Raw genomic sequence first — 13,640 nt, forward strand, 5'->3', positions numbered from 1 at the left:
AGGACGGCTTGCGTGCAGCGTGGACAACCTTGCAAGGTTGTCCACGCTTTTGCACAGCTGCGCCATATCAGTCATATAGCTGTTATAAATCCCCGATAGATAACAATCATAGCAGACAGCGTATAAATAGCTGCCCGCGCATATCCAGCCGAATAGAAATTGTTGCTTGTCGAGGTTATATAAAAATGCTTCAATCCAGATTGCACGGCTGTGCAGAAAATAATAATCCGGCCGTCAATCCTGGGGAGGATATGCATATGCCTGCTTTTTTGGAGGTTGCGAATGCACGTGTCCGTTATGGCAGCAATGAAATTCTTAAAGGGGTGGACCTGTCTGTTAAACAAGGTGAATTTGTAGCGCTGCTTGGTTCGTCCGGCTGCGGTAAAACCACTTTGTTGCGTGCCATTGCGGGTTTCAATACACCAAGCGAAGGCGCAATCCGCGTTGGCGGCAAGGATGTCACAAGCCTGCCGCCCGACAAACGTGGCATGGCTCTGGTATTCCAGTCTTATGCGCTTTGGCCTCATATGAGTGTTGCGCAAAATATTGGCTACGGCCTGCGCATTCGCGGTACTGCGAAAGAAACAATCTCGCAAAAAGTGCAGGAGGTTGCACGTCTTCTCGGGCTTGAAGCACTGCTTGATCGAAAGCCAGCGGCATTGTCAGGCGGTCAACGTCAACGCGTGGCACTTGGGCGTGCGCTGGCGATTGAACCCGATATTCTTCTATTGGACGAACCTCTTTCAAACCTTGATGCACGTATTCGTTTGTCCGTTCGCCACGAGATTAGTGCATTGCAGCGTCGTTTAGGTATCACTGCAGTACATGTTACCCATGATCGGGAAGAAGCGATGGTCATGGCTGACCGTATCGTAATCTTGAATAATGGCGAAGTAGCCCAGGCCGGAGCGCCGGAGGAAATTTACAATCATCCTGTATCTGATTTTGTCGCAGCCTTCATGGGTGCTGAAAACAACATCGAATTGCCGATAAGTGTAAAGGCTGATCGCATCGAGATCGCAGCAGGGGCACATAACAAAGCGAGTATCATTCCAGCAGGTCGCCGTAATCTGTCTGATGGCATCGCGTCATTACGCTTTCGTAGTGAAACAGCCAAACTGACCAGTCCGGGTGCGCCTGGCTCCGGCACCGTACCTGAACTCACCCTGACAGGAAACGTTGATCAAACAAGCTATCCAGGAGGCCTATGGCGACACATGATAAATGTTGGCGGCAGACATCTCATGGTCGATGCACCAGAAAGCCACCAACCAGGCTCACAGGTAGAAATTCATATTCCCGAGCAGGCACTTTTCCTGTTCGACAAATAATCCGATCGTAATGGATGATGTTTTTTCAAATGCACAGGTGTGCATGTATGAAAATCACCATCTCAACCGATCATCCCAGCAGGCTTGCCTGCTCAACAGAGGGCGCAGGCTTGCCTGCTTAATAAGATTGCGGGCTTTCATTTGTCCGCAATTGCATAAAATTCCCGATCACAGCTCACCGGATAGATTTATCCAACCGCCAAACCCTTCCGCCATGCGGATAAAAGCAGGAATTATTCGATGAAGACGATCCTGAAAACAGCTCTTGTTCTTGGCCTGACGGTATCACCTGCCGCAGCGCAGGAACTGACAGTTCTGACTGCCGGTGACCAGAACATGGTCGATTATGTGAATGAATATCTCGGCCCCTTGTTTGAGAAAGAAAATCCGGGCACAAGCGTTCGCGTTGTCGGCACTGGTCCAGGCGATGCCGGTTCACAGAAAATTCTTGAACGTTTTGAAGCGCAGTCAAAAGCCGGTGTCAAAACATGGGATGCAGACGTTGCTGTCATTCACGAAAAATTTGCTGGCCCAATGGTCGAAAAGAATTTTCTTGAAAACTATCGTAACAAGATCGACAGCGGCAAGCTCGTCACACGCGATAATGCCAAAATGGCGCTCGGCAGCAATGTTGATGGCTATGTCATGCCAATGTTCAACAGTCAGACCGCCCTCGCCTATAACCCGGCACTGGTGGCCAATCCACCAAAGAGTTATGACGAGCTGGTTACATGGGCCAAGGAAAATCCGAAGCAATTCGGCTATAATGGCATTAAGGGCGGTGCATCCGGTGTAAGCTTCGTTATGGGCTGGATTTATGCTTATGGCGGCGACGCCGACAAGCTGATGAAGGGTCCCTATGAAGAAAGTGAAGCTAAAAACTGGGATAAAGCTTTTGCTTCCCTCAAGGATTTCACCACCAATGCGACATTGACACCGGGTAATGCCGGAACGCTAGATATGCTCAGCCGCGGCGAAATCGCCATTGGGCCAGTCTGGGTTGATATGTTCTATTCGTGGAAGGCCAACGGTCAGCTCCCACCGGAAATGAAGCTTGTTCTGCCTTCACCGGGGATGCCGGGACAGCCGATGCATTATGTCATTCCAGAAAAGAGCGCCAACAAGGAATTGGCCGAGAAATTTGTGGCCCTTGCAACCAGCCCTAAAGTTCAGGCTGAAGGCATTGTTGAGCGTTTCAACTGGTATCCTGGCATTGATGCCGATTATGTCAAGGCAGAGCTCGATGCGGATACATGGAACAAGCTATTTACGGACATTTCACCTGAAGATCTTGCAAAATATGGCAAGCCTTTCCCGATTGCACCATACAACACAGCAATTCTGGAAGCTTATGAGCGTCAGGTCGGCAATTGATAAAGAATATTGATCGGGTGCGTAGAATATGCGCACCCGATCCCAAATCGTAAATTCGGGGAATATCATGTCGCAGAGAATGACAGGTTTTCTGTTGGTCGCGCCAGCACTGGCTATCGTATTGTTCCTGTTCATCGTACCGCTATTTGGTGCATTAACAGGAGCATTTCACGTTGGCGAAGATTGGGGATTAGGCAATTTCATCAAGGCTTTCGAGCTTTATTCAAGCGACATGATATTCACGCTTGTGATCGTCACACTTTCTTCTGCGCTGATCGCACTTCTCGCAATAGCCATTGGTGGTTATCTGACGCTCGGCTCCAATCTGCGTGCCGTAGCTGTCCTGCGCTGGCTTTACCGCTGGCCGCTATTCATTCCATTCATTGTGGTCGGGCAGATACTTCGCACATTTCTAGCCAAAAACGGGCTGATGAACAGCCTGCTGATTGAAAGCGGCGTCTTGTCTCCGCTTCAGGTGATAAGCTTTCTTGACTGGCGCGGCATTGTAATCGCCTTTGTCTGGAAACAAACGCCGTTCGTGACATTGCTGCTTGCAGGAGCCATGGCATCGATTGATCGCAGTACGATTGAATCGGCACGCAATCTTGGTGCGGGACGATTGCGCATTCTCATTGAAATTGTGCTCCCACAAGTTCGCCCGACATTGTTTGTCGGCCTGATCCTCAGTTTTGTCACCATGATGTCGGTGCTTTCGGTGCCGCTGATGATCAATGCCCAGTCGCCGACCATGATCACAGCGAATATGGCATTCCGTATCAATGCTTATGGCGATTATGGCGTAGCTAATGCGCTTGGGACAATATCACTCCTGATGACCAGCCTTGTTGCATGGGTTTATTTGCGCCAAACAATGAGGGAGCACGGCTGATGAAAACCACACTTGACTGGCGCTGGATACCGCGCGGCATTTTGCTTGGTCTGTTGGCTTTTGCTATATTCGGACCGCTTGCGAACCTTCTTCTCTGGGCCGTGGCAGAACGCTGGTATTTCCCGCATACATTGCCCATTCAATATGGCTTTTCCTTTTGGGCCAATGTGTTTTCACCGCGTGGCAATGCAGTTTCATCGCTCTCGACAAGTATGATTATTGCATGTTTGACAGTTGTTGTTGCACTTGGGCTGGCCATTCCGGCAGGCTATGCATTGGCAAGGCTAAAATTGCCATTTCGGGGGTTTATCCTGCTTATTCTGCTGATCCCACAGGCTTTTCCAAACCTGCCAATCTACGTCAATATTGCGCAGATGTTTTATTCACTGCAATTAAACGGGACAATAATTGGTGTGGTGCTGGTTCATGTGACGCATGGACTTGTCTATGCTGTGTGGATTGCAACCGCTGCTTTTTCCGCGATTGACCGCGAGCTGGAGGAAGCAGCACGTTCCATGGGGGCTTCGGCCATTAAAACTTTTTTTCACATCACATTGCCAATTGCAGCGCCGGGACTGCTTGCCAGCGCTATCTTTGTATTTCTTGAATCTCTCGATGAATTCACAGGAACATATTTTGTAGGTGCGCCTGATATTACAACATTGCCACTGATGCTTTATACAGCAAGCTCGGGCGGCAACTATCAAATCGCATCGATCAGTGCGCTGATTCTGCTGGTGCCATCCATTGCATTCATGTTCGTGGTCGAGCGTTTTCTGCGCGCCGACGTTCTCTCAAAAGTAGGTCGATAATGATGACCGACAAAGATTGTTTTCAGGACGAACTTCCCGAAAACCAGCCACGTTTCATCAGTGCTCATGAAGTCGCGGTGGAAGCAGGTGTATCGCGTTCGGCAGTTTCACGAACCTTCACGCCCGGTGCCAGTGTCTCGCCATCAACCCGTGAAAAAGTGTTGAAAGCGGCTGAAAAGCTTGGTTATCAGGTCAATGATCTGGCGCGTGGCTTGCTCGCCAAACGCAGTCACATCGTAGGCATGATAGCTGCCGACCCGGCAAGTCCATTTCGCTCACGCCAGATTGAAGCTCTTTCCCGCCGTCTGACTGCACGTGGCAGCGTGCCTGTACTGATCCCGACTGGGCAGCATGGTGAAAATCTTTCTGCAGCACACCAGACATTGCTACGTTATCGCGCAGAAGCGACTGTTGTTTTATCCGGCATGCCATCATCGTCTTTTATCGAACTGGCGCAGCGCAACGGACAGACATTAATCGTCGTCGGTCGCAATGAAGATGGGCCTGATCATATCAGGATTAATAATCGCCAGGCAGCAGAAACAGCCGTTGATGTATTTGCCGCACGCGGCATCAAGCATCTTGGACTTGTTACGTCGAATGTTCGTAGCCCTAATCTGCTGGAACGTGAAGAAGCTTATATTACACGAGCCAAAACCATTGGCCTTGACGTGAGTATACAACGTGGAGAACTGACAGATTACGATGGAGGCTTTGCGGCTGCTTCACTTCTGCTTAGCGAACGGGACCGTGTTGAAGCCGTATTTTGCGTCAATGACCTAATGGCATTCGGGTTGATGGATTGTGCACGCGATGTCTTTAATCTCTCAATCCCGGAAGACCTGTCTGTCATTGGCTTCGATAATGTCGCAGAAGCACGATGGGGCGCTTATCGTCTGACCACTTTTGATCAAAATGCCGAGCGTCTCTCGGTTGAAATTGTGCGTATGCTTGATGAACGCCAAAACAAACCCAATTTGCCTCCACAAATGGTGATGATTGACACGCCGCTTATCCTGCGTGGAAGTGTGCGGCCTCTTAAAAATGAGAATGTTACAAACGGAAAAATACCCTAAATGCCTGATCACTCCATTTGGCTGTCTCCAGCATATGATGATCTTGTTTTTCTTAAAGAAATCATACGGAATTTAAGCCAGCGCTTTAATACCCCACAATTTGAGCCGCATGTAACGCTTGTGCCTGATATGAAGTGTTCGGCGGAAGAACTTTTGCCTCAGGTGATACGTCTTGCAATAGGACGTAAACCGCTCGAGCTTCAGATTGAAAACGTAACTGGAAATGAAAGCTATTTTCGGTCTTTTTATGCGGCGCTCGAAAAGACCCCTGTCCTGATGCGCTTGAAACAAGAGTCCCTTGAAATATCCCGCGATGCCGGTTTGAAAAGTTTCCTGCCGCATGTCTCACTAGCCTATGGTGTTGAAGATTCTGAATTCAAACAGGCTGAGATGAAGCGCCTTGCCAAAGAGCTTTCAGGCCGAAAACTAAGGTTCGACCATCTGGTAATCGTGAGCTCATCAAGTCATACGCCAATCGACCAATGGCATTTAAAACACGACATATATCTGAAAGGCTAAGCCAGCCACAAAACATATGGCTGGCTATTGTTCCTCAAAGCGGGCGCGGATAAGAGCGATAGATCTTTTCTATGTCGGCCAGTACTTCGGCTGATAACATCACTTCACTTGCTGCAATATTGACCTTGAGCTGTTCAATCGAGGTCGCACCAATAATCACAGACGTCATGAAAGGCCGTGATAAAGAAAATGCGATCGCCATCTGCGCAATATCAAGACCGTGCTTTTTGGCGACATCAATATATGCGCGAATTACAGGCTCTGAATAGGAACTATCGCGCCAAAGCCCCCCATCCGTCACAGAAGCCCGTGAACCTTCAGGAACCTTTCCATTGAGATATTTTCCGGTCAGTACACCCGCAGCAAGCGTCGAATAAGCTAGCAAACCAACGTCTTCAAACAGTGATACTTCAGCCATGTCATGATCAAATTCACGCTGCAAAAGACCATATTCATTCTGTATAGATGCCATTCGCGGCAAATGATGCTCCTGCGCAATCTTTAACCACTGCATCGTGCCCCAAGCCGTTTCATTGGAAAGACCTACGTGAAGGATCTTGCCTGCACGAACCGCATCATCAAGCCCCAGCAAAACATCATGAATCTGCTCACGTTCAGCCTGAGGATCAACATGAGACGGATCAAAACCCCATCCTTGACCAAAATGGTAGTGCGGACGCGATGGCCAATGAATTTGATAAAGATCAATATAATCGGTCTGCAAACGTTTCAGGCTATCGTTAATTGCCTCGGCGACACTTGCACGGCTTGGCTTGGCACCATCGCGAATCCATTCCTGACGACCTCCACCAGCAATCTTGCTGGCAAGAATGACACTCTCACGTTTACCAGATTTTTTGAACCAGCTACCGATATAGCTTTCAGTTTTCCCATAGCTTTCCCGGCTCATAGGAACTGCGTAGCCTTCGGCAGTGTCGATAAAGTTGACACCCGCATCGACTGCGAAATCGAGCTGTTCATGCGCGTCGTTTTCAGTGTTCTGGACACCCCAGGTCATGGTACCAAGGCAAATTTCAGTAACATTGAGGCCTGTACGGCCTAAAAGCTTCATTTTCACGAGATTTTTTCCGGATCGTTTTCCCGCTAAACGCGGATGTGATGGGACATGATTGATAACCCTGCATTGGCGCATCTGACAAGACCGCCAGTCAAAAATCGAAGATGATTATAGAAACCGATTTGCTGAATAAGGAGCTGGATCAGTAAATGTTTTCTCGCCGCTCATCATCTCAGCCAGCAGACGACCACTCGCCGGACCAAGTGTGAGACCATGATGCGCATGTCCAAAATCAAACCATAGCCCTTTATGGCGTGAAGCAGGTCCAATCACCGGCCGCATATCCGGCAAACATGGGCGCAAGCCCAACCAGGGTTTTGTTTCCAGGGGTCCGCCCAGTTGCGGCACAAGACGCCGGGCAATTTTTTCGGCGCGTTTGAGTTGGATAAAGCTGGCAGGAGCATCGGGCGATGCAAATTCAATACCGGTTGAAAGCCGAACACCTTGCACCATCGGGGCAAGCACATAACCGGCTTCTTCATCGACCACTGTATGACCGAGGCGTTCACCATCCTGCATTTCAAAATGCATATGATGGCCGCGTTTGATACCAAGCGGTATTGGATAACCACATTTCTGGAAAATCAGGCCCGATTGCGGACCAAGTGCTACAACAACCTCACGCGCAAAGGTGAGACCTTCCTGTGTCGTGACTTGCCAGCCATTTGCACTTTCTGTCAGCGTTTCTGCATCGCCATGAACAAATCTGCCACCATTCGAGCGAAACAGATCAGCATAGGCTTGCACCAGACCACCCGGATTAACAATGGTTTTCGGATCAAGCCAGTGAATGCCGCCGGCAACATCTCCCAGTGCTGTTTCGCGTTGTTTGAGCGCTTGAGCATCCAGAACATCATAGGCAAGATTAAAGCGTTGTAACTGTGGCAGGCGTTGTATAGCTGCGTTAAATGCAGCTTCATTGCGAAAGACTTCAATCCAGCCCTGTGAACGCACAAGTCGTTCACAACCGGCCTGTGCAATAAGTGCATCATGCTCGCGAACGCTCGCTTCAATCAGCGGCAACATGGCCTCTGTTGCGATTTTCAAGCGCTCTGGCGACGATTCACGCCAATACGCAAATAGCCAGCGGGCGATACGGGGGATGTAGAGTGGATCATAACGCACATCGCAACGACGGTTCAGGGCATAGCGCAGCAACGTAGCAAACCCTTGAGGGAAGGAATAGGGAATGACGCTTGAACGCTCAATTAAACCCGCATTACCAAAGCTTGTGCCTTGCCCCGGACCTTTGCGATCGACCAATGTGACTGAGCGACCTCGCGCTTGCAAATGAAGCGCTGCCGAAACCCCGATGATACCCGCACCCAGAACGATGACATCTTGTTGCTGCATGGTATCCCCGAGCTATTTCATAAAATGAAAATGCGCATTGACGGTCTGCCGATGCGCATTTTCATACATCAAAATAGCGAAACTTTTACAAGTCACTTATTTTCGATCAATAAATGTCAAAATCAAAATACTTTTTGCGGATTGTTTCATAAGTGCCGTTGTCGCGAATCTTTTTAATCGCCGCATTAAACTGTTCACGCAAATCATCGTCACCCTGACGCAAGGCAACAGAAATCTTGGTTTCCGAGCCCGGAATATCGCCAAGGAACTTACAGCAATCAGCGCCCTGCTTCTTCAGCCAATCAGCAGCCAGAAACTTGTCAGCGGCAATCGCATCAATTCGGCCATTTTCAAGATCGGCATTGGCTTCATCAGCGGTCGGATAAAGCTTCACATCCGCACCGGCTTTGCCATAAACATCATCGGCGTAATTGCCCTGTGTCGTGCCAGCCTGCGCACCAACAGTTTTGCCATCAAATGCTGAAGGCTCCAGCGAGGTAATATCCGTGTCCTTCGGAACCACAACTGCGAGTGGTGTTGTGTAATAACGTTCCGAGAATGCCACCTGCTTTTCGCGCTCAGGGGTAATTGCCATGGATGCAATCACTGCATCAAACTTATTGGCCTGAAGGCCGGGGATCATGCCGTCCCAGTCATTGGCAACGATTTCACATTTGGCTTCCATCGCTTCACAAAGTGCATTTGCAATATCAATGTCAAAGCCAATCAGCTTGCCGTCTGGCGACATGTAGTTGAAGGGTGGATAAGCGCCTTCACTGGCAATACGGATTTCTTTCCAATCCTTTGCCTGTACAGGCATGGCAAGAACGACAGAGGCCAGACCGGCCATTAGAATTGTCTTGAACATCGCTTCCCTATTTCATTTGTAGTCGTGAATTTCTTATGAAGTCCCGGTTCGGATTGCCCGTAAAATCATACAAATTCAATAGCAACTTTGTGGTTATATTCAATGCAAAGTAACCCGTTGCGCAGTAAACGCAACGGGTCTGATGTGGCCTTAAAGGTGCTTTCAGGCAACAAGACGCGTCGCGTGATCTTCCTGAGCATAGGCTTTTCCAAAGCGGTTTGCGAGAAATGCATCCAGTGTAATGTCTTCCTGACGAACAAAGCCTTTCTGGGCAATTTCCCCCTTGGCGAGCATATCAAGCACGGCACAAATTGCCGAAGCAGTGGTGATCTGAATGCCTGAACGCACGATTGTGCCAACCTGATTGGCATAAACCTTGTTTGCATAGGTTTCCTGAACCAGACGACCGTTTTTCATGCCTGATACAGTAACGAAGATCACGATAACATCCTGCAATGTGCTTGGCAGGGCGTTTTCAAAAATATCCTTGAGCACTTCACGGCGATGACGCAAACCAAGATCGTTCAACAATGCCTTCATCAGGGCAACATGACCCGGATAACGGATCGTGCGATAGTTGAGTGTACGAACCTTGCCTTCAAGTGTATCGCATAATGTGCCCAGACCGCCCGAAGTATTGAACGCTTCATAGGTTACACCATCCAGCGAAAATTCTTCACGCTCTTCAAGAGCTGGCACCTTGGTCAATTGACCATTGACGATAGCTTCACACGGTTCAATATATTCGTTAATCAGGCCGTCAGTGCTCCAGGTCAGGTTATAGTTAAGAGCATTGGACGGAAATTCTGGCAGAGCACCAACACGCATACGCACGTTTTCAAGCGTGTCGAAGCGTTTTGCAAGATCATAGGCCACAATCGAAATAAAACCCGGAGCAAGGCCGCATTGTGGAATGAAAGCGGTTTTGGCATTTTTCGCCAGCTCCATAACGCGCTTGGTGCTGGCAACATCCTCAGTCAAATCGAGATAATGCACGCCGGTTTTGGCAGCAGCTTCAGCAATCATCGTGGTAAGCTGAAACGGAGCTGCACTCAGAACGGCAAACTTGCCAGCCAGAACGGCTTCAAGCGCCTGCGCATCTGCAATGTCGAGCGCCTGTGTCTTGACTGTTGCGCCAGTGTCCAGCGCATCAAGCTGTGTCTGCGAACGATCGACAACCGTTACAGCATAATCACCAGTTGAAGCCAGTAGATCGGCAATGGTCGCGCCAATTTTTCCCGCGCCTACAACAACGATCTCTTTCATATTTTTCCCCTTGGTTCATGCAATTTCAATAGATAAAGAATCTCATAAATTTCGGCGAAAAGAAGCGTATAAACTGACGATTTCACATTGTTTATTTATACAAAATGACGTAATTAATATGCATTATGACGACAAATGCCGATCTTGCCCTTATCGCCCTGCTACGTGAAAATGCACGTGCATCCACCGCCGACCTTGCGAGACGGCTGGGTGTATCGCGTACGACCATACAAAGCAGGCTGGAAAAGCTTGAAAAACGAGGCGTGATTGAGGGCTACACCGTTCGAGTAGCTTCTGAATTCGAGCGTGATCTGGTGCGTGCGCATGTATTGGTGACAGCGCTACCGAAGCTCGCACCAAAAGTTGAAACAGCATTGCGCGGAATTATGGCTGTGCGTATGTTGCACTCTGTCAGCGGTCATTTCGATATGATTGTAATTGTTGAAGCACCATCAATTCAGGAACTCGATATTGTGCTCGACAAAATCGGAGCGCTTGAAGGAGTCGAGCGCACCATGTCTTCAATCATTTTATCAACGCGGATTGATCGATAATCAATCTTTTGAACTGCCTTCCCAACCTGCGTAAAACACGCCCGGCTGCTTTTCCATAAATTGAGTGACTGCGTTTATTTCCTCCGGGTCAATCGATGTGCTGACAAGAGTTGCAAGAATTTCAACTGTCTCCGTATTACGATCCGTAATTTCCACATCGCCAACCGGATATTTTGCCTCATCCAGCTTCTCGGCAAGAAGTTCGCGCATTTCCTCCATGACCTTGTGGGTCGCAATCACCCGCACCTCATAGGTCTGTTCAAGCGCCTGTTGATCAATCGGTATGCGATTAATGAGATTGACCAGTGGGCGAAGCAATGTATTTCCCAGCAAAACATAAAGCGTCAATAATGCTGCTTCCGCCAGCATATCCGTGCCTGCACATGCGCCAACCGCCGCCGAACACCAAAGTGTTGCAGCCGTATTAAGGCCGCGTACATTCATGCCCTCTTTCATGATCACACCGGCACCCAGAAAACCGACGCCAGACACGACATACGCAATGACGCGTAAAGCTTCCGCATTGCCTGCGAGACGTGCCGCCAGATCGACAAAAGCTGCCGATCCGAGTGCGACCAGCGCATTGGTCCGCAACCCCGCAGTTCGCTGGCGATATTGACGTTCAGCACCAATCATTGTGCCAAAAATGAAGGCAGCAGTAAAACTTACAACGGTATCGAGAAACGGGTAGAAATCAAAACTATTCAAAAACTGCATATCAAAAATCCGGTTTTCACCAGCGCACTAGCAAAATAAATTAATGCAATTATGACGATGAACTCAGTCCGTTCAATTGCCAACAAATTCAAACCTGTCCACATCGACAAGCCCGCGATCGGTGATTTTCAGATGCGGAATAACTGGCAAAGCGATAAAGGCCAATTGAAGGAATGGCTCTTCGAGCACAGAGCCCAGTTCTTCTGCCGCATGACGAAGAGCACGTAATTGTTCGCGCACGGCTTCATAAGGCTGCGCACTCATCAGCCCCGCAATTGGCAAAGGCATTTCCGCAAGCACTTTTCCATCCCGGACGACAACAAAACCGCCTTCGATTTCACCCAGCCGATTGGCTGCGGCCGCAATATCTTCATCTGAAACGCCGACCACGCAAATATTATGGCTGTCATGACTGACAGTCGAAGCGATGGCGCCGGCTTTCAGACCAAAACCATGCACGAAGCCTGTAGCGATATTGCCATTCTTGCCGTGCCGCTCAATGACTGCGATTTTCACAACATCGCGCTCAATATCCGGCTCCACACCATGGGGACCGACATGCAAATCAAACTCCAGGCTTTGGGTAATAATCTTTCCGGGAACAATGCCGATAGCCCGGGTTTTGCCGCTATTTGACTGCGATCTGAAATTTGATGCACTGACCTTTGGCGCTTTCACACTGTTGCGACCAACTTCGGCAACCGGGTTGCGCTTTGCAAATAATTCTTCGCAAACCAGCCTGCCCGCAGAAAATACAATTTCAGCGTTACAGGCTTCAAGACTATCAATGACTACGAGATCGGCCCGCTGCCCGGGCGCAACCAGACCGCGATCAAACAGACCAAAAGCACGGGCTGCGGATATGCTCGCTGCGCGATAGATTGCAAGCGGCTCAACACCACCGGCAATAGCTGTGCGAATGAGATAATCAAGATGCCCCTGATCGGCGATATCAAGCGGATTACGATCATCGGTGCACAATGCCAGAAATTGCGAATGGCGTTCAGTTATGATCGGCATCAGGGCATGAAGATCTTTAGACACCGAGCCTTCACGCACCAATACATGCATGCCTTTACGCATTTTCTCAAGCGCTTCTTCAGCACTCGTGGCCTCATGTTCGGTTCGGATACCGGCGGCAATATAAGCATTCAGATCAAGCCCACGCAAAAGAGGGGCATGACCATCGATATGGCGTCCCTGAAAGGCTTCAAGCTTCGCCATAGATTCCGGGTCTTTGGATAATACGCCGGGGAAGTTCATAAATTCTGCAAGGCCGATCACCTTTGGGTGTTCGGCAAAGGGCAGCAAATCATCAATAAGAAGTTTTGCACCAGATGTTTCCATATGGGTTGCCGGTACGCAGCTTGAAAGCTGAACACGAATATCCATGATGGTCTCAAGCGAACTATCAAGGAAATATTTCAGCCCTTCAGCGCCAAGCACATTGGCAATCTCATGCGGGTCGCAGATGACGGTGGTAACACCTTGCGGCAATACACAACGGTCAAATTCATGCGGCGTGATATGCGAAGACTCGATATGCAGATGCGTGTCGATAAATCCCGGCACAACAATGCGTCCGCTAATATCTATCTCCTGCTTGCCGTGGTAAGTACCAAATGTTCCCACAATGCGATCACCGCAGATTGCAATGTCGCTTTCAACCAGTTCTCCGGTTACAAGATCGAAAAAGCGGCCACCTTTCAACACGATATCGGCGGGTTCACGACCGGCACCCTGATCGATCATCTGTTCCAGCATTGGCTCACTCCATTCAAGTCATTATCGGAATCATTTTCC

Annotated in this window: 13 protein-coding genes; 7 read left to right on the forward strand and 6 right to left on the reverse strand. The window is 49.2% G+C overall.

The annotated features are described in order from the left end of the window. Nucleotides 1-257 precede the first annotated feature (257 nt). The 6 genes from FHY56_RS01665 (at nt 258) to FHY56_RS01690 (ending at nt 6,001) form a co-directional block, all read left to right on the forward strand. The gene (locus FHY56_RS01665; RefSeq protein WP_140903430.1) at nt 258-1,331 is read left to right on the forward strand and encodes an ABC transporter ATP-binding protein; all 1,074 of its coding nucleotides are present in this window, start codon (nt 258-260) and stop codon (nt 1,329-1,331) included. Between the two features lie 240 nt (nt 1,332-1,571). Continuing rightward, the gene (locus FHY56_RS01670; RefSeq protein ID WP_140903431.1) at nt 1,572-2,705 is read left to right on the forward strand and encodes an ABC transporter substrate-binding protein; all 1,134 of its coding nucleotides are present in this window, start codon (nt 1,572-1,574) and stop codon (nt 2,703-2,705) included. Between the two features lie 67 nt (nt 2,706-2,772). Continuing rightward, a complete protein-coding gene (locus tag FHY56_RS01675; protein ID WP_140903432.1) occupies nt 2,773-3,594 on the forward strand; it encodes an ABC transporter permease in 822 nt (273 codons plus the stop codon). Then, entirely contained in the window at nt 3,594-4,406 is an 813-nt protein-coding gene (locus tag FHY56_RS01680) for an ABC transporter permease (protein WP_140903433.1), read from the forward strand. The genes FHY56_RS01675 and FHY56_RS01680 overlap by 1 nt, the downstream gene beginning before the upstream one ends. Before the next feature lie 2 nt (nt 4,407-4,408). Continuing rightward, nucleotides 4,409-5,482 (forward strand): LacI family DNA-binding transcriptional regulator, encoded by a 1,074-nt coding sequence (locus tag FHY56_RS01685; RefSeq protein ID WP_140903547.1) that lies wholly within the window; start codon nt 4,409-4,411, stop codon nt 5,480-5,482. Then, entirely contained in the window at nt 5,483-6,001 is a 519-nt protein-coding gene (locus tag FHY56_RS01690; RefSeq protein ID WP_140903434.1) for a 2'-5' RNA ligase family protein, read from the forward strand. Between the two features lie 34 nt (nt 6,002-6,035). Here FHY56_RS01690 and FHY56_RS01695 read toward each other — a convergent pair whose 3' ends face one another. From FHY56_RS01695 to FHY56_RS01710, 4 genes are all read right to left on the reverse strand, one after another. Beyond that, the gene (locus FHY56_RS01695; RefSeq protein WP_140903548.1) at nt 6,036-7,073 is read right to left on the reverse strand and encodes an aldo/keto reductase; all 1,038 of its coding nucleotides are present in this window, start codon (nt 7,071-7,073) and stop codon (nt 6,036-6,038) included. Nucleotides 7,074-7,187: 114 nt separating this feature from the next. Next, on the reverse strand, nt 7,188-8,432 hold the full coding sequence (locus FHY56_RS01700) for an NAD(P)/FAD-dependent oxidoreductase (RefSeq protein WP_140903435.1): 1,245 nt from the start codon (nt 8,430-8,432) through the stop codon (nt 7,188-7,190). Nucleotides 8,433-8,538: 106 nt separating this feature from the next. Continuing rightward, entirely contained in the window at nt 8,539-9,300 is a 762-nt protein-coding gene (locus FHY56_RS01705) for an ABC transporter substrate-binding protein (RefSeq protein ID WP_140903436.1), read from the reverse strand. A gap of 162 nt (nt 9,301-9,462) precedes the next feature. Continuing rightward, nucleotides 9,463-10,566 carry a saccharopine dehydrogenase family protein gene (locus FHY56_RS01710; protein ID WP_140903437.1) on the reverse strand — a complete coding sequence of 368 codons (1,104 nt, stop codon included), beginning with the start codon at nt 10,564-10,566 and terminating at the stop codon, nt 9,463-9,465. Between the two features lie 125 nt (nt 10,567-10,691). On the opposite strand from FHY56_RS01710, the gene FHY56_RS01715 reads away from it, so the two are divergent. Next, nucleotides 10,692-11,120, forward strand: coding sequence for an Lrp/AsnC family transcriptional regulator (locus FHY56_RS01715; protein WP_140903438.1), 429 nt, complete (start codon nt 10,692-10,694; stop codon nt 11,118-11,120). Here FHY56_RS01715 and FHY56_RS01720 read toward each other — a convergent pair whose 3' ends face one another. Both FHY56_RS01720 and ade read right to left on the reverse strand, forming a co-directional pair. Beyond that, on the reverse strand, nt 11,121-11,837 hold the full coding sequence (locus tag FHY56_RS01720; RefSeq protein WP_140903439.1) for an MgtC/SapB family protein: 717 nt from the start codon (nt 11,835-11,837) through the stop codon (nt 11,121-11,123). Between the two features lie 72 nt (nt 11,838-11,909). Next, a complete protein-coding gene (ade, locus tag FHY56_RS01725) occupies nt 11,910-13,601 on the reverse strand; it encodes an adenine deaminase (protein ID WP_140903440.1) in 1,692 nt (563 codons plus the stop codon). Between the last annotated feature and the right edge of the window lie 39 nt (nt 13,602-13,640).

This window comes from Brucella gallinifaecis, from assembly GCF_006476605.1.
GTDB classification, from domain to species: Bacteria; Pseudomonadota; Alphaproteobacteria; order Rhizobiales; family Rhizobiaceae; genus Brucella; species Brucella gallinifaecis.